We start from the raw sequence: 15,844 nt of genomic DNA, 5'->3' as shown, positions 1-15,844 counted from the left end.
ACAGATCATGAGTGTGTATGAGTGGGCACGGCAGGAGTTGCGCAGAAGCCAGGATGCGGCGCTGGAAATCGGTTTTGACCCAGGCTTGACCCTGCGCGCCATGCTCAGCGCGGTGGTGCAGCAGAGCAAGGGCGTGCGCAGCTTTGAAGACCTGGCCGACGAGCTGCAATACCTTGCAGAAAACCTCGACGACCAGCAGGAATATGCCTTTATGCGCCCTTAGTGACGCGGCGGAAGGTCTTCGGAAAACAGCTCGTCTTCGGCATCCGGGGCCACCGGAATCTTATGTTCCTCAGCGGCCCAGGCGCCCAGGTCGATGAGTTTGCAGCGGTCCGAGCAGAACGGCCGGTTGAGGTTGGCCGCTGTCCATTCCACGGGGGCGCCGCAGGTTGGGCAGTCGACGGTCAAGGGTTGGCTCATGATCGGCCTCCACGCAAAGTAAGGTAAAAGTGGTGCAGTCGCTCGACCTCGCTGTGCAGCCAGGCAAGGTCCTGGTCGTTGACCAGCACGTCATCGGCATGGTTCAAGCGGTCTTCGCGGCTGGATTGCGCCTTGAGGATCGCCTGCACCTGTTGTTCGCTGATGCCGTCGCGCTGCAGGGTACGCTGAATCTGCAGCGATTGCGGCACGTCGATCACCAGGATGCGCTGGGTCATGCTGTACTGGCCGGACTCGATCAGCAGCGGCGACACCAGTATCGCGTAAGGCGACTTCGCGCGCGCCAGATGGCTACGAATCTCATCGCCAATCAGCGGGTGCAGCAAGGCTTCGAGCCAGCGGCGCTCTTCGGGTACTTCAAAGATCAGCTTGCGCAATGCCCCTCGGTCCAACTGGCCGTCCGGCTGCAGCACGCCGGCACCAAAATGCTCGGCGATGCGCGCCAGTGCCGGCCGGCCAGGTTCGACCACCCAGCGCGCCGCGTGGTCGGCGTCCACCAGGTCGATCCCCAGGTCGATAAAGTGCTGGGCCGCTGCGCTTTTACCGCTGCCGATGCCGCCGGTGAGGCCTAGAATCCAGGGTGTTGCAACAGAAGTGGTCATCTGAAACCGACAGACTGCAAATAGAAGTCGGTTATTTGACCACCCCAGAGCAATGCAATCCAGCCGGCAATTGCCAGATACGGACCAAACGGCATCGGTGTCGACGCCCGGGCCTTGCGCAGGCGCATCAGGATCAAGCCCACGAACACCCCGACCAGCGACGATATCAGCAGTGTCATCGGCAGGATCTGCCAGCCACCCCAGGCACCGAGCAGTGCCAGCAGCTTGAAGTCGCCGTGGCCCATGCCGTCCTTGCCGGTGGCCAGCTTGAACAGCCAGAATACGCTCCACAGGCTCATGTACCCGATAACCGCGCCCCAGAGGGCATCGGGTAGCGTCGTCAGCAGGCCAAGCGCGTTGACGATCAGTCCCAGCCAGAGCAGCGGCATCACCAGCGCATCCGGCAACAGTTGATGGTCGGCATCGATCAGGCTCATCGCCAACAAGCCCCAACTCAGCACCAGCATCGCGCCCGCCTGCCAGCCAAAGCCGAAATGCCAGGCCACCCAGGCCGAGATCAACCCGCACGCCAGTTCAGTGAGTGGATAGCGGGCGCTGATCGGGCCTTGGCAATGGGCGCAGCGGCCGCGCAGAAACAGGTAACTGAGCAACGGGATATTTTCCCATGGGCGTATCGGATGGTTGCAGTGCGGGCAGCAGGAGTTGGGGTGCATCAGGTTGTAGGTCGGCCCGGCAGGCTCAGCGGGCAAGCCGAGCACTTCGTGGGCCTGGGCGCGCCATTCCCGTTCGAGCATTTTCGGCAGGCGCCACACCAGCACGTTGAGAAAACTGCCGACGATCAGCCCCAGCACCCCGGCCATCGCCACAAAAGCCCAGGGCTGCTCAACCAATAGCAGGTTCAAAACGCGCTCCCCAACTGAAAGACCGGCAGGTACATGGCGATCACCAGCGCGCCGACGATGCCCCCCAATACCACCATGATCAGCGGTTCCATCAGGCTGGTGAGGTTATCGACCAGGTTGTCCACATCAGCCTCGTAATGGTTGGCGACTTTTTCCAGCATGCGGTCCAACGTGCCCGACTCTTCGCCGATGGCCGTCATCTGGATCGCCATGCCGGGAAACAGGCCGCTGGCGGCCATGGATTGATTCAATTGCATACCGGTGGATACATCATGTCGCATGTGCTCGATTGCCTGTCTGAATGGCCCCGACCCTGCGGCGCCGGCCACTGAATCCAGCGCCTGCACCAATGGAACACCGGCGGCGAAGGTGGTGGAAAGCGTACGGGCGTAGCGGGCCACTGCGGATTTTTTCAGCAGTTTGCCTGCCAGGGGCGCTTTCAACAAACCGGCGTCTACCCGCAGACGAAAATCAGGGAAGGTGCGATACGCTTGGCGCCACCCCAAGCCTCCGGCAAGCATGCCCAGGGCCACGACCCACCAGGCTTTTTGCGTGAACTCGGAGAGGGCGATGACCTGCAAGGTAAACTCGGGCAGCTTGCCGTCGACCCCGGCGAACAAACTCTGGAACTGTGGCACTACCTGTATCAGCAGCACGCCGGTGACCAGGCTGGCGACCACCAGGACTGCGATCGGATAGGTCATGGCCTTTTTGATCCTGGCCCGTAGCTGCTCGCTCTTTTCGCGGTGGATCGCCACGCGCTCCAGCAGCGTTTCAAGTGCGCCAGCCTGTTCGCCGGCGGCCACCAGGTTGCAGTACAGCTCATCGAAATAGCGCGGTTGTTTGCGCAGCGCCTCGGCCAGGCTGGTGCCGGCGGCGATTGCCTGTTTCAACCCCTGCACCAGCTCGCGCACAGGGCGGCTTTCGAAGCCTTCACCGATAATGTCGAAGGCTTGTAGAAGTGGGATTCCAGCCTTCAGCAGCGTGGCCAGCTGTCGAGTTAGCAGGGTGATGTCCGCCGATTTGATCGACGGCGCGAGGCTCGGTAGCAAGGCGGATTTCTTGTGCACAGCCCCTGGGCTGATGCCTTGCCGGCGCAACTGAGCCTTGACCAGGGCAAGGTTGTGCCCCGTGGTTTGCCCGGACACCCTGCGTCCTTTGCGGTTGATGCCTTCCCAGGCGTAGATCGTTGCAGCGTTGTCCATGTCACGGTTCCGCACAGAGGTCGTCGAAGATTTATAGCGTAGTCAGGTGACGACTTCGGACACGCTGGCAGTGCAGGATAAAATGTCAGAATGTGCGTCTTGCAGGCGCTTGACCGCCTGCGGATGAGTACACTGGCGCCGCTGCAAAATACGGGGCGCAGGACGCGCCTTGTCATGAGTTCTATCCTGGAGAGTGAATGTGATACGTCAAAAAGGTTTTACCCTGATCGAGCTGTTGATCGTCGTGGCAATCATTGGCATTTTGGCCACCATTGGCCTGCCCATGTACACCACCCACCAGGCCAAGGCCAAGTTCACCGCAGGCCTGGCTGAAATCACTGCGTTGAAACCCGGGTACGAAGACACCCTCAACCAGGGCACCGTACCGACCCTCGCATTGATCGGCGGCACCAGCCCGACAGCCAACTGCAAGATCGACGTGGCAGGCGATGTAGGCACGGGTGCGGGCTCTATCAGCTGCGAAATACTCGACGCTCCAGCGCCGGTGCTGGGCAAGACCATCAGCCTGACGCGCAATGCCACCACCGGTTGGAAATGCACCACCACCGCCGACGCAAAATATGTCGCCAAGGGCTGCGGCGCCGACGGGGCATAAGTGCTGAACCGACAACATGGACGTAAGAGGTGGCCGATGTCGTTATCCGTACAGCAGCGCGGCAGTATTTTTCTGGTCACAGTGGTGTGTCTGCTGGTTGTCGGGATTTGTGCACCGTTCAGTGGGCATGATTTGCAACGGGCGATGCAGATCGCCGTCGGGTTCTGCGCGGTGCTGTACGGGCTGTCGGTCGTCCGGGTTGAACGGTTGACGGACCGGCCCACCGCACTGGGCCTGACGCTCATTATCGTGCTGGGCCTGGTGTCATCAGCGCTGGCCCATCAGTCCCTCTGGGCGTTTGCCGAAGTGGCGTTGTTTGTCAGTTGCGGGGCGATTGCCGTGGCGTTTGCCTTGCTGCGTCGTCACGGGGGCGAGTCTTTGGATCGCGTCTTGATCATGGTGGTGGTGCTGCTGTGCCTGATCAAGTCGGTTCAATACGTGTATGCGGGCGTGCTTGCGTTCGCCGGTGCCGAGCGGACGCTGGATCCTGACCTGTTGCTGTCGGGCTTTTCCAACAAACGCTTCTACGGCCAATTCCAGACGTTCACTCTGCCGCTGCTGGCGCTGCCCTTGTTGATCCCCACGCTCTCCCGCTCGCTCAAAGCTGCAGTGTTTGCGTTGCTGTGCGTGTGGTGGATGATCGCGATCGGCGGCGGCACGCGTGGCACCTGGCTCGGCATGGGCGCGGCGGGTGGGGTGTTGGCAGTGCTGGGGCCATGGGGCCGACGCTGGTTGGGTTGGCAACTCGCCGCAGTGCTTGGCGGGTTGTTGCTGTATTGGCTGGTGTTTGCGGTGTTGGCGGATTACCTCGGGATCGAGATTGCCAATGCTGCCGGCGATCGCCTCACCACCTCGCTGTCGGGGCGCGGCCCGATCTGGTGGCAGGCCTGGCACATGCTCGTCGAGAGGCCATGGCTGGGGTTCGGGCCGATGCATTTTGCCGATGTTGCCAACAAGATTGCCGCTCACCCCCACCAGGCCATCCTGCAGTGGGCCAGTGAATGGGGGGCGCCATCGGCGCTGTGCGTTACGGTTTTGGCGTGGCGAGGCGGGTGGGCCACGCTCGGGGTACTGCGTGAGCGTGCGCAGTGCGCCGAACGTGCAGACCTGCTGCGGCTGTGTCTGTTTGCCGCGCTGATCGGTGCGTTGGTGCAATCGATGGTCGACGGTGTGATGGTGATGCCCAACTCTCAAGTCTGGTTGGCGCTGGTGGTGGGCTGGTTGATGGCGCTGCATGTGTGGCGAACCGCTGTCGGTGTCGAGCGGTCATTCGCCTGGGGTATATGGAAAACACTGAGCGTGTTGGCCGTTGGTCTGTTGATCGTGATCGCTGTGCGTGACGTACCTCACATCAAGCAAGCCCAGCAGCAGTACCTGGACGCCCATGGCACTTACCTTCAGCCACGCTTCTGGGCCCAAGGGGTGATTGCTCGCTGACGGCGGCAAGTTGCCGGACTTCCGATGCGGTGCTAGCTTTAGCCCACCGCCCGTGTAGCTCAGTCGGTAGAGCAGCGCACTCGTAACGCGAAGGTCGCAGGTTCGATTCCTGTCTCGGGCAAAAAGGCAACAAAGGTTCCACCGTTTCAAAGGCAATGTTTTCAGATGATCCCAGAATGGTTCTGAAGGCCAGACGAGCCGGCATTTGCGCCCGCTCTTTTGTATCTGCGCAACCTTGATGACCCAGATGCATCCCCATTCCTCGATCTAAGAGAACGACATGACCACGACTGAAATGACCCAGGAAGTTCGGCATCAAGCAGCCCTCGAGAAATACCTTGAGGAATCGCCGCAGCTTAAAGAAGAGATCAAGGACCTGAGCGCCGATGACCAGCGCGACCAGATTCAGTGGGCATTCGAGGACGAGGCCGAAAGCCAGGGCTACCAGCCCTGGGAGCTGACCCTCAAGTACACATCGACACCGGAAGAGTTCGAATCGGCACGGCTGGCCTTGCATAGAGAGGCGGCCGAGGTGCTGGGTGTCGAGTGGGAAGAGTATTGCGAGATGAATGACCTAGTCGTTTAAACGCCGTTGTAGTGAGCGGGCTTGCCCCGCGCTGGGCTGCGAAGCGGCCCCAACACCTACCACCCCGTTCTACCTGACAAAACGCGGCGGCCTTCTTGGGGCTGCTACGCACCCCAGCGCGGGGCAAGCCCGCTCACCACGCACGCATTTCGAGCGCCCTGGATACTAAGGTGCATAGTATTGCGAGATGAATGACCTGGTCATTCAAACGCCGTTGTAGTGAGCGGGCTTGCCCCGCGCTGGGCTGCGAAGCAGCCCCAACACCTGCCACCCCGTTCTGCCTGACAAAACGCGGCGGCCTTATTGGGGCTGCTACGCAGCCCAGCGCGGGGCAAGCCCGCTCACCACACATGCACTTCGAACGCGCTGGATACTAAGGTGCATAGCATTGCAAGATGAATGACCTGGTCACTCAAACGCCGTTGTAGTGAGCGGGCTTGCCCCGCGCTGGGGTGCGAAGCGGCCCCAACACCTGCCACCCCGTTCTACCTGACAAAACGCGGCGGCCTCGTTAGGGCTGCTACGCACCCCAGCGCGGGGCAAGCCCGCTCACCACACTCGCATTTCGAAGGTGCTAGATACTGAGGCGCATCGACAAGTCCACTGCCTTCACATCCTTGGTCATCGCGCCGATCGAGATGTAGTCCACCCCGGTCTCTGCAATCGGCAGCAGGGTGCTTTCATTGATCCCGCCGCTGGCCTCCAGCTTGGCCTTGCCGCCGTTCAGGCGCACGGCTTCACGCATATCGTCCAGGCTCAACTCATCGAGCATGATGATGTCGGCGCCTGCCGCCAGGGCTTCGCGCAGTTCCTCCAGGCTTTCCACTTCGATTTCCACCGGCTTGCCGGGTGCGATCTTGTGGGCGGCCGTGATCGCCTGGGCAATGCCGCCGCAGGCTGCGATATGGTTTTCCTTGATCAGGAACGCGTCATATAAACCGATACGGTGGTTGTGGCAGCCCCCGCAGGTGACTGCGTACTTCTGCGCCAGACGCAGGCCCGGCAAAGTCTTGCGGGTATCCAGCAGCTTGACCTGGGTGCTGGCGACAAAATCCGCCAGGAATTGGGCGCGTGTGGCGACGCCGGACAGCAGTTGCAGGAAATTCAGTGCACAACGTTCGCCGCTCAGCAGCGAGCGCGCCGGGCCTTCAAGGTGGAACAGCGCCTGGTTGGGGCTGACGCGTTCACCGTCGGCCACCTGCCAATGCACGGCGACCCGCGGGTCCAGTTGGCGGAAGACCGCATCCACCCAGGCTGTACCGGCGATAACCGCCGCGTCACGGGTAATGATGGTGGCCGTGGCCAGCCGTTCGGCCGGGATCAACTGCGCAGTGATGTCGCCGCTGCCGATGTCTTCCAGCAGTGCGCGGCGCACGTTGGCTTCGATTTCGGCGGTGAGGTCGGCAAGACGGAGATTCGGCATAACAGGCTCCACAGACAAAGTGCCCCGATTATAGGGGCAGTGTGCGTTCGAACCCAGGCTCACCACTCATTTACCGCGTAATGGCAGAGTTTGCTGGCGCAACCCCCCTCATTTGCAAGATAATCTCGCGCCTTGCAATTGGCGTCATAGCTTTGACGTCTTGAGGATAAGCGGTTATTTCTGGTTCCCGACGGGGCCCGTACCCGATGTTTCCCCACCCCAATACCGCCGTTTCAGGAGGCCAGGATGCACAATGACGGAAAGGTGGTGCCAATCAACAAGGCACACGCTACGCCATCGCCGCTCGCCCGCCTGCCGGTGGTGTTGCAGCAGCTGCGCGACAAGGCCGCGCAACAGCTTCAACAAGGTCTGCAGGACCTGTTCGATAACGCTGACGACACGTTGTTCGAAATGGCCGACAAGGCACGCAACAACCTCGATCACCATATTTTCTTTGAAGCCATGCGCGACCTGCGCCTCAAGCGCAAGAATTTCGAACGCGTGTTCATGGAGCAACTGTTCGGAGCTTTTGCCAGCCTGGGCCAGGCGGGGCGAGGGGAATTGCAACTGGTGCCCGTGGTTTCCTATGACGCGGTGCCGGGGTCTTCCAAGGATGACCTGGAGAAAGCCGTAGCGCTTGAAGCCATGCTGGGGCGGGTGCGGCACCGTGACGGCCTGGCCCTCGGGCAACTCACGGCGCGCTTGAGCGCTTTGCTGGGCAACCGCCTGGATGAGCGTGAGAACCCTTTGGGTCCGGCACTGCTGTGTGAGTTTTTCCTGCGCGCGGGGCGCAGCCTGGGCGTGGAGATCCGCGTCAAACTGATCATGCTCAAGTTGTTTGAAAAATACGTGCTCAGCGATGCCGACCAGCTCTACGGCGAAGCCAACCAATTGCTGGTCGCGACGGGTGTATTGCCTGAACTCAAGGCCGTACCTTGCCGCCGCATCGAGGGGCGTGCGGGGCGTGAACTCCCGCCTGAAGAAACCTCGTCGGCCGCCGACCCGCTCGTCGACGAAAATGGCCAGCAAGCCTTCGCCGCGCTCCAGCCATTGCTGACAGTGGTACGCGGCAGTGTGGCGCCGACGCTTGAAGCCAGCGCCGAACCGCTGCCCATTGCCACCCGTGACCTGTTGCGCCTGCTCTCCCACTTGCAGCAGTACGTGCCGGAGCCTGAGGCCGAGGACGATTTCGACCTGCGTAACCAGCTTGAGCAGTTGCTCACCCGAGTCAGCGTCAAGAGTGGTAAGTCGCGGGTGGTGGAGGCGGCTGACGAAGACGTGATCAACCTGATTGCGCTGCTGTTCGAATTCATCCTCAACGACCGCGCCATACCCCATGCCTTCAAGGCCCTGATCGGCCGCCTGCAGATCCCGATGCTGAAAGTAGCGGTGGTGGACAAAAGCTTTTTCAGCCACCCCAGCCACCCGGCGCGGCGCCTGCTCAATGAAATCGCGGCGGCCGCCATGGGCAGCAGCCCGCGTGATGACTACCAGCGTGACCACCTCTACCTGCGCATTGAGCAGGTGGTGCAGCGCTTGCTCAATGAGTTCGTCGAAGATCCGGCGATTTTTTCCCAATTGCTCGCGGAGTTCAGCGCGTTTACCGCCGATGAACGGCGGCGCAGCGACTTGCTTGAACAGCACACCCGCGATGCCGAAGCCGGGCGCGTGCGCACCGAAGCCGCCCGCCAGCGCGTGGCCGATGTGCTGAATAAACGGCTGTTAGGCAAGGTCCTGCCGCGTCCGGTCGTGCAGTTCCTGCAGCAGGCCTGGAGCCAGGTGCTGTTGCTGGCCAGCCTCAAACACGGCGAGCAGTCAGTGCAATGGCAAGCGGGCCTGCGCACCATGGACGAGCTGATCTGGAGCGTCAGCTTGCAACAAGACACCGAAGCCGGGCGCCATTTACTCGAGCAACTGCCCGGTTTGCTCAAGGCGTTGCGCGACGGTCTGACCAGCGCGGCGTTCGACCCCTTCAGCACGCGAGAGTTTTTTGTGCGCTTGCAGGCCCTGCATGTCCAGGCGCCTGAAGGCGTTGATGAGTTGATCGAAGTGCGCGAGCCGTTTGTACTCAGCGCAACGTCCTCCGATCAGGTCATCGACTTGCCGGACAACGACCCCGACCTGCTCAGGGCCCATCAACTCAAGGTGGGAGGCTGGGTGGTGTTCCAGGAAGACGGCGCCAACGCGCTGCGGTGCAAGTTGACGGCGATTATGGCGCCAGCCCATACGTATATTTTTACCAGTCGCACGGGGCTCAAGGTCTTGGAGAAAAGCGCCGGCCAGTTGGCCTTGGCGTTCAAGCGTGGCGTGCTGCATACCCTGGATGACGGACCGCTGTTCGAGCGCGCGTTGGCCGCGGTAGTGGGCAAGTTGCGGCAACTCAATCACGGCAAGTGATCGCAACCGGAGGGGCGAACGCGGCATACTGGTCAGACTTTGTCTCATTCAAGGAACCTGTATGCAGTTGGACCCCACCAGCGGTTGGTGCGAGGGCATCCGTCATTGCCCTTCACCCAACTTCAACGAGCGCCCCACAGGCGAAATCTCACTGTTGGTGGTGCATAACATCAGCCTGCCACCGGCGCAGTTCGCCACTGGCAAAGTGCAGGAATTTTTCCAGAATCGCCTGGATGTCACGGAACATCCCTACTTTGAAGGGATTGCCGCCCTACGGGTGTCCGCGCATTTTCTGATTGAGCGCGACGGTACGGTGACGCAGTTTGTATCCTGCCTCGATCGGGCCTGGCATGCCGGGGTCTCGCAGTTCGAGGGGCGAGAAACCTGCAATGACTTTTCTTTGGGGATTGAGCTGGAAGGTACGGATGATCTGCCGTTCACCGATGCCCAATACGCATCGCTGATCGATCTGAGCCGCCAGTTGCTGGCGGCTTACCCCGACATTACTCCCCAGCGCGTGTGTGGTCACAGCGATATCGCCCCGGGGCGCAAGACCGATCCCGGCCCCGCTTTTGATTGGACGCGCTTTCGCAGCGCCCTGCAGGATGGAGGACACGCACGATGAGTTTCCTGGTGTTGGTACTGGCCGTATGGATCGAGAAGTTCTCGGCGCTGCGCCAGCGATTGCAACGTGATGGCGGTTGGTTGCGCGAACTGGCCAAGCTGGAATCGAGCCCCCGCATGGGCAAGCAACCCTGGCTGATTCTGGCGTTACTGGTGTTGTTCCCCGTCGCGCTACTGGCCTTGTTGCTGCTGGTACTGGAACCGGTGGCCTACGGACTGCTGGCACTGCCGGTGCACCTGCTGGTTGTGATCTACAGCCTGGGCCGCGGTGATCTGCTCGCCGGGCTCGGACCCTTCCGCGATGCCTGGCGACGTGGCGACCTGCAAGCGGCCGAGCATGTCGCTGAGCGTGACCTGAACCTGAGCGCCGACAGTGGCGAGCAATTGCTCGAACGCGTCCAGGGCCATCTGTTGTGGCAGGCCTACCAGAGCTTTTTCGCGGTGATTTTCTGGTATTTCCTGCTGGGCCCGGTTGCCGCGTTGGCGTACCGCCTGCTCGCATTGGCCAGTGAACACAGCAAGAACCCCCTGGTGGCTGAGCGTGCCGGGCAACTGCGTCATGCATTTGACTGGTTGCCGGTACGCCTGCTGGCGGCCAGTTTTGCCCTGGTGGGCAACTTCGTCGCAGTCGGTCGCGTGATGCTGCACGAACTGCTGAGTTGGGACATCAGCGCCGCTGAACTGGTGGAAAAAGTCGGCTTGGTCGCTGCCGAAATCCCGCCGCCGGCGGTAGGTCCCGATGGCATCAACAGCCTGGACCGGATATGGGAGCTGCTGCTGCGTGCGGCGGTGCTGTGGTATGCCGGGTTTGCGATCTGGACCGTGTTGCCCTGACTGCGAACGCACTCAAAAAATGTGGGGCCGGGCTTGCTGTAGTGAGCAGGCTTGCCCTGCGCTGGGTTGCGAAGCAGCCCCACCGGATCCTGAGTGAACCCGCATTGTTTCCGTGGTGCCCCTCCTTTCGTTAACCTTAAGTTACAAAACTCCCTTTCAAATTGAGCTATACAGATGCTGGCTAACTGCCGCCCTGCGCCTCAATAAAAATAAAAGAAGGGGAGTTCACAGTGAAGAGCTTGCTCTATCCCGCCGTCGCGTTGATGAACCGCCTGAGCTTCGGCATGAAGTTCAGTTTGATCAGTGTGTTGTTCCTGCTGCCGATGCTGGCGACCAACTACTACCTGGTGCGTGATTCGTGGCGTGAATTCCAGGGGACCCGTGTGGAACTGCAAAGCCTCGACTTGCTCGGCAGCAGCCTGGCCCTGCGCCGCGACCTGGAAACCCTCAACAACCAAGTACAGATCAACGCGACCCTTGGTCAATCCGGCAAGGCCGGTGACCTTGAGGGCAAGATCAGCGCCTTGGAACACAGCGTGCTGACCCGCCTGCAAGGCCTCAATGCCATGACCACCGAGCCTGAGCAAATCACCGCGTTTGACGCCAAGCGCGACGAGTTGATTGCGGCCTTCAAGGCCCAGCAACAGGAAACGTCGCTGCTGAGCAAAAGTGCACTGATCGGCAAGTTGCTCAACAAGGCCCAGATGCTCAGCCAGATCATCGCCAGTCAATCCGGCTTGAGCCGCGATTCCCAGAGTGATCTGCGCCAGCTCAGCGCACTGATCACCAGCGTCACCCCGCAGGTCACCCAGACCCTCGGCGAAGGTCGGGCGATGGGCGCTTACTCCCTGGGCCAGGGGTTTCTCAATTCGGCGTCCAGTACGCGCTTTGACGAACTGCTGCAGCAATTGGAAAAACTCCAAGCCGAATATGGCCTGAAGTTGCAGGATGCCCTGGGCTCCAGCAACGCCGCCCACGCGACGCTAGACAGCCTGGCCCAGGCCAGCAGTGCCAGCCTCAAGCAAGGCAGCGAGTTGTTTGAGGAACAGGTGGTGATGGCCGAAACCCTCGACGCGCCCTGGCAGGGATTCTACGACAGCGTCAGCCAACTGATGGCCCGGACCTACCAGCTTGACGACGCCACGTTGACGTTCCTGGAGCAGCAGTTGGAGCAGCGCCTGGCGCAGAATCGCACGCATATGGTGGTGCTGGTCTCTGCCCTGACGGCGGTGTTCTTGCTGATCTTCTATCTGTACGCAGGCTTCTATGCCTCCACCCGCACCACGCTGCGCCGGCTGGGCGCGATGATGGACAAGGTGGCGGCCGGCGACATGACCGTCACGTTTGTCGCCCAGAGCCGCGATGAACTGGGCGACCTGGGTCAGCTGTTCAACGGCACTGTGGCGAAGATCCATGACTTGATCGAGCGCGTCGGGCACACCGTCAGCCAGGTTGAACGCCAGGCCGGCCAGGTGGAAACGGTCTCGGCCCGGAGCAATCAGGCGGTTGCCGGGCAGCGTACCCGGATCGAGCAGGTGGCGACGGCCATGAACCAGATGTCGTCCACTGCCCAGGAGGTCGCGCGCAGCGCGGCGACGGCGGTCAGCAGCGCTCACAGCGTCAACGACGAAACCGTCAGCGGCCGTGGCTTGGTGCAATCCCAGCAGGGCAGCATTGCGCGGCTGGCCTCGGAGATCGATCAGTCGGTGCGGGTGATCAACCAATTGGCCACCGACAGCCAGTCCATCAGTAGCGTATTGGAAGTGATCAAAAGCATCGCCGAGCAAACCAACCTTCTGGCACTCAATGCCGCCATCGAGGCGGCGCGGGCCGGTGAGCAGGGGCGTGGTTTTGCGGTGGTGGCCGACGAGGTGCGCACCCTGGCCCGGCGCACCCAGCACTCCACTGAGGAAATCGAACAGATGATCAGCCGCTTGCAAGACGGTGTGGCGGCGGCAGTAAGGGCCATGGGCAGCAGCCATGAGATGGCCAACGGCACCGTGGGTCAGTCGGAAAAAGTCCAGCAGGCTTTGGAAAATATCCTCGGCGCCGTAGGGATGATCGTTGATCAGAATCAGCAGATCGCCGCCGCCGTGGAACAACAGACCGCCGTTGCCCACGACATTGACCAGAACATCGTGGCCATCAATCGGGCTGGCGAATACGCCGCCGAAGGAGCGCACCAGACCGAGGCGGCGAGCCGGCAACTGTCGATGCAGGTGATTGAGTTGAAGCACTTGATCGGTGCGTTTCGCGTGTAAGGCCGTGGTGTGGGAATTAGCTCTTGTTGGTGTAGTGCCTGTCCTGATTTCACGGAGTCCCTTTTCTGGCCGCGTGAAGGGGGGAGAATTTGTTTCAATCAAATTCAGGTTCAACGGAGCGCGACGACGATGACCACTGCGATCGGCATCAAAGGGCATTGTGCCCATTGTGATATCAGGTTTGAACTCAAGCCGTGGCAACTGAATGCCATCGCGATCCAAGAGCCTTTCGACTGCCCGTACTGCCAACGGATCGTGCAGTTGAACTGCCCCCGCCAATTGCGCCAGTTCAAGGCGCTGGACCATTGGGCGCTGGTGCAACCGAGCATGGTGGTGTTCACCTGCATGGTGCTGATTGTGGCGCTGGTGGCGGAGTGGGTGGGGCTGATCAGCGTGATCGGTCAGTTCAACGTCTCGCTGGTGATGCTGCTGATGCATTTCCTGGTGCTGCGCTACGCCCGCTACCGGCAGCGAATGACGCTGGACCTGCAAGTGGTCACGCCGGTGCTACCAATTGAACAGCTCGCACGCATTGCGTGTGCTCGCCTCAGCCAGTAACAACGGGCTGATGCCCATGCGCTCGGCCAGGGCGGTGCAGATGTCCGGCAGGTGCTCGGGGCTGTTGCGTTGACCGGGAAACATGGCGGGCGCCATATCAGGGGAGTCGGTTTCCAGCACCACCGCGTCCAGCGGCAGTTGCGCCAACACCTTGTGCATACGCAGGGCCTGGGGCCAGGTGGCGGCACCGCCCAAACCCAGCTTGAAGCCGAGCTTGATGTACTCGCGGGCTTCTTCGCGGCTCCCGGCGAACGCATGGATGATGCCGCCGCGGTGCAGGCGGATGCGCTTGAGGGTAGCGATCACCGCGGCATGGCTGCGACGTACATGCAGCAACGCCGGTAATCGGAAGTCCGCCGCCAGCTTGAGCTGGGCTTCAAACAGGCGTTGCTGGCGTTCGCGGTCCAGCTGTTCGAGGAAGTAATCCAGGCCGATCTCGCCCACCGCGCACAGCTGCCGGTGGCCGTGCAGGCGCGTCAACCAGTCGCCCAATTGCACAAGGTCGGCGGGTTGATGCTCATCGAGGTACACCGGGTGTAAACCAAAGGCAGCGAATATTCCTTCATCCGCTTGCGCCAAGTCCCACAGGCGCTGCCAATTCTGCTGATACACCCCCAACACCACCATGCGCCGCACGCCCAACGTCCGGCTGTGGGCGAGGACGTCCCGGCGGTCGCTGTCGAACGCCGGGAAATCCAGGTGGGTGTGGGTGTCGATCAGCTCCACGCTCAAGCCTCGTGAATACGCTGCTTGAACGTCCGGCCGATGGCGTGTACGCCTGGTTGGTAGTGCTCTTCTTCGATAGCGGCCAGCGCCAGGCGCAGGGCGGTGTCGGCGATCAGTTGATGTTGCTGGGCCATGGCGTTGACCGGCAACGGCAGGAAGTCCAGCAACTGCGTATCACCAAAGGTGCCCAGGCGCAGCGGGCGCGACTTGAGCGGGAAGTCATGCAGGGCGTCGAACACACCTTGCAGCAGCACATAGGAGGTGGTCACCAGCGCGTCAGGCAAATGCCCCAGTTGCTGTAGAAGTTGCTCCATCAGCTGTCGGCCGCAGTCGCGACTGAAGGCTTCACCGTGTTCGACAATCACCTCGCCGGTGAACCCTTCGAGGGCCTCACGGAAACCCGCGGCACGTTCCTGGCTGATGCTCAGTTCGGGCCGTGCGCCGATCAACGCAATCTGTTTGGGCAACGGTTGCAGCAGGCTGCTGGTCAATTGTTTGCAAGCCTGGCGGTCGTCGCTGACCACCGAGCAGAATTGATCCGCGCCCATCACCCGGTCGATGGCAATCACCGGCAGCCCCTTGGCTTGCAACTCGCGGTAACTGTCATCGCTGGCCGGCAGGCAACTGGCGACGAACAACGCATCACAGCGCCGGGCGCGGAACAGTTGCAGCAATTGGCGCTCGCTGTCGGCCTCATCGTCGGAGCTGGCGATCAGCAACTGATAGCCACGCGCCCGAGCGCCTTGCTCCAGGAGTTTGGCGATGCGTGCGTAGCTGGGGTTTTCCAGGTCGGGCAGGATAAAACCCAAGGTGCGCGTGTGCCGACTGCGCAGCCCGGCGGCCTGGGGGTTGGGCGTAAAGCCATGGGCTTCGACCACGGCGCGCACCCGCTCGACGGTTGCGTTGCTGATGCGTTGCTGTTCAGCCTTGCCATTGATGACGTAGCTGGCGGTGGTCACGGACACACCGGCGAGACGTGCGATATCACTGAGTTTCAAACCGGGATTTCCTTGTTTTTTGGAGCTTGCCCCGACATTTTGTCCAATCGTAACCGATTCCAGCACTGGACCTATGTCTCAGCTCAAGTGCCGAGTGGTTGTTCAAGGATGCGCAATTAACGCGTAGTCTTCCATAAACTCTAGATTAAACGTTTCAGCCAGCGTATTTTTACGACGTTCGCGACTGAGTAGCCACTGCCAATTGACTGCTCAGTCAGTTATTTATGAGCACCCCTTACACTGTTTGTTTAAAACAATACCTAGTGCGCCACTGCA

At 61.2% G+C, this 15,844-nt stretch carries 16 protein-coding genes and 1 tRNA gene; 10 read left to right on the top strand and 7 right to left on the bottom strand.

From position 1 onward, the window contains the following. Positions 1-7: 7 nt before the first annotated feature. The gene (locus K7431_RS16380) at positions 8-223 is read left to right on the top strand and encodes a hypothetical protein (RefSeq protein ID WP_012722156.1); all 216 of its coding nucleotides are present in this window, start codon (positions 8-10) and stop codon (positions 221-223) included. Here the strand turns inward: K7431_RS16380 and yacG are convergent. The 4 genes from yacG to K7431_RS16360 are packed head-to-tail and all read right to left on the bottom strand — an operon-like array spanning position 220 to position 3,108. Continuing rightward, positions 220-420 (bottom strand): DNA gyrase inhibitor YacG, encoded by a 201-nt coding sequence (gene yacG / locus K7431_RS16375; protein ID WP_012722157.1) that lies wholly within the window; start codon positions 418-420, stop codon positions 220-222. The two genes, K7431_RS16380 and yacG, sit on opposite strands and share 4 nt — an antisense overlap. After that, positions 417-1,040, bottom strand: coding sequence for a dephospho-CoA kinase (coaE, locus tag K7431_RS16370; RefSeq protein WP_012722158.1), 624 nt, complete (start codon positions 1,038-1,040; stop codon positions 417-419). Before coaE ends, yacG begins: the two co-directional genes overlap by 4 nt. After that, positions 1,037-1,903, bottom strand: coding sequence for a prepilin peptidase (locus tag K7431_RS16365; RefSeq protein WP_012722159.1), 867 nt, complete (start codon positions 1,901-1,903; stop codon positions 1,037-1,039). Before K7431_RS16365 ends, coaE begins: the two co-directional genes overlap by 4 nt. Then, positions 1,900-3,108: a type II secretion system F family protein gene (locus K7431_RS16360; protein WP_043204767.1), complete on the bottom strand. Its 1,209-nt coding sequence runs from the start codon at positions 3,106-3,108 to the stop codon at positions 1,900-1,902. Before K7431_RS16360 ends, K7431_RS16365 begins: the two co-directional genes overlap by 4 nt. 202 nt (positions 3,109-3,310) lie before the next feature. Between K7431_RS16360 and K7431_RS16355 the strand changes: the two genes are divergently transcribed. The 4 genes from K7431_RS16355 to K7431_RS16340 all read left to right on the top strand — a co-directional run bounded on the left by K7431_RS16355 (position 3,311) and on the right by K7431_RS16340 (position 5,747). Continuing rightward, a complete protein-coding gene (locus tag K7431_RS16355) occupies positions 3,311-3,724 on the top strand; it encodes a pilin (protein WP_043206123.1) in 414 nt (137 codons plus the stop codon). A gap of 36 nt (positions 3,725-3,760) precedes the next feature. Further along, a complete protein-coding gene (locus tag K7431_RS16350) occupies positions 3,761-5,161 on the top strand; it encodes an O-antigen ligase family protein (RefSeq protein WP_012722162.1) in 1,401 nt (466 codons plus the stop codon). A gap of 48 nt (positions 5,162-5,209) precedes the next feature. Continuing rightward, a tRNA-Thr gene (locus K7431_RS16345) sits at positions 5,210-5,282 on the top strand. A 159-nt stretch (positions 5,283-5,441) separates the two neighbouring features. Continuing rightward, positions 5,442-5,747, top strand: a complete 306-nt coding sequence (locus K7431_RS16340) for a DUF6388 family protein (RefSeq protein ID WP_012722163.1) — start codon at positions 5,442-5,444, stop codon at positions 5,745-5,747. Positions 5,748-6,321: 574 nt separating this feature from the next. On the opposite strand, the gene nadC is transcribed toward K7431_RS16340, so the two are convergent. Next, positions 6,322-7,170 (bottom strand): carboxylating nicotinate-nucleotide diphosphorylase, encoded by an 849-nt coding sequence (nadC, locus tag K7431_RS16335; RefSeq protein WP_012722164.1) that lies wholly within the window; start codon positions 7,168-7,170, stop codon positions 6,322-6,324. A 246-nt stretch (positions 7,171-7,416) separates the two neighbouring features. On the opposite strand from nadC, the gene K7431_RS16330 reads away from it, so the two are divergent. The 5 genes from K7431_RS16330 to K7431_RS16310 all read left to right on the top strand — a co-directional run bounded on the left by K7431_RS16330 (position 7,417) and on the right by K7431_RS16310 (position 13,844). Further along, positions 7,417-9,567 carry a DUF1631 domain-containing protein gene (locus K7431_RS16330; protein ID WP_012722165.1) on the top strand — a complete coding sequence of 717 codons (2,151 nt, stop codon included), beginning with the start codon at positions 7,417-7,419 and terminating at the stop codon, positions 9,565-9,567. Positions 9,568-9,628: 61 nt separating this feature from the next. Next, positions 9,629-10,192, top strand: a complete 564-nt coding sequence (gene ampD, locus K7431_RS16325) for a 1,6-anhydro-N-acetylmuramyl-L-alanine amidase AmpD (RefSeq protein ID WP_012722166.1) — start codon at positions 9,629-9,631, stop codon at positions 10,190-10,192. Beyond that, positions 10,189-11,025: a regulatory signaling modulator protein AmpE gene (ampE, locus tag K7431_RS16320; protein ID WP_012722167.1), complete on the top strand. Its 837-nt coding sequence runs from the start codon at positions 10,189-10,191 to the stop codon at positions 11,023-11,025. Before ampD ends, ampE begins: the two co-directional genes overlap by 4 nt. Before the next feature lie 230 nt (positions 11,026-11,255). Next, complete coding sequence (locus K7431_RS31435; protein WP_012722168.1) at positions 11,256-13,286, top strand: methyl-accepting chemotaxis protein; 2,031 nt, start codon at positions 11,256-11,258, stop codon at positions 13,284-13,286. A gap of 129 nt (positions 13,287-13,415) precedes the next feature. Continuing rightward, complete coding sequence (locus tag K7431_RS16310; RefSeq protein ID WP_012722169.1) at positions 13,416-13,844, top strand: hypothetical protein; 429 nt, start codon at positions 13,416-13,418, stop codon at positions 13,842-13,844. Here the strand turns inward: K7431_RS16310 and K7431_RS16305 are convergent. Together K7431_RS16305 and cra are read right to left on the bottom strand one after the other, a co-directional pair. Beyond that, positions 13,794-14,570 (bottom strand): TatD family hydrolase, encoded by a 777-nt coding sequence (locus K7431_RS16305; protein WP_012722170.1) that lies wholly within the window; start codon positions 14,568-14,570, stop codon positions 13,794-13,796. The two genes, K7431_RS16310 and K7431_RS16305, sit on opposite strands and share 51 nt — an antisense overlap. A gap of 2 nt (positions 14,571-14,572) precedes the next feature. After that, on the bottom strand, positions 14,573-15,568 hold the full coding sequence (cra, locus tag K7431_RS16300) for a catabolite repressor/activator (protein WP_012722171.1): 996 nt from the start codon (positions 15,566-15,568) through the stop codon (positions 14,573-14,575). Positions 15,569-15,844 lie beyond the last annotated feature (276 nt).

The organism is Pseudomonas fluorescens group sp., from assembly GCF_020093335.1.
Lineage (GTDB): Bacteria > Pseudomonadota > Gammaproteobacteria > Pseudomonadales > Pseudomonadaceae > Aquipseudomonas > Aquipseudomonas petroselini.
The sequence above is the reverse complement of the archived record's forward strand: the minus strand, read 5'-3'. Positions and strand labels throughout refer to the sequence as shown.

Coding starts and splice junctions, on each gene's coding strand:
- K7431_RS16310 (WP_012722169.1), top strand. CDS start 13,416: ATGACCACTGCGATCGGCATCAAAGGGCATTGTGCCCATTGTGATATC.
- K7431_RS16350 (WP_012722162.1), top strand. CDS start 3,761: ATGTCGTTATCCGTACAGCAGCGCGGCAGTATTTTTCTGGTCACAGTG.
- yacG (WP_012722157.1), bottom strand. CDS start 420: ATGAGCCAACCCTTGACCGTCGACTGCCCAACCTGCGGCGCCCCCGTG.
- ampE (WP_012722167.1), top strand. CDS start 10,189: ATGAGTTTCCTGGTGTTGGTACTGGCCGTATGGATCGAGAAGTTCTCG.
- K7431_RS16360 (WP_043204767.1), bottom strand. CDS start 3,108: ATGGACAACGCTGCAACGATCTACGCCTGGGAAGGCATCAACCGCAAA.
- K7431_RS16330 (WP_012722165.1), top strand. CDS start 7,417: ATGCACAATGACGGAAAGGTGGTGCCAATCAACAAGGCACACGCTACG.
- K7431_RS16380 (WP_012722156.1), top strand. CDS start 8: ATGAGTGTGTATGAGTGGGCACGGCAGGAGTTGCGCAGAAGCCAGGAT.
- ampD (WP_012722166.1), top strand. CDS start 9,629: ATGCAGTTGGACCCCACCAGCGGTTGGTGCGAGGGCATCCGTCATTGC.
- nadC (WP_012722164.1), bottom strand. CDS start 7,170: ATGCCGAATCTCCGTCTTGCCGACCTCACCGCCGAAATCGAAGCCAAC.
- K7431_RS16340 (WP_012722163.1), top strand. CDS start 5,442: ATGACCACGACTGAAATGACCCAGGAAGTTCGGCATCAAGCAGCCCTC.
- coaE (WP_012722158.1), bottom strand. CDS start 1,040: ATGACCACTTCTGTTGCAACACCCTGGATTCTAGGCCTCACCGGCGGC.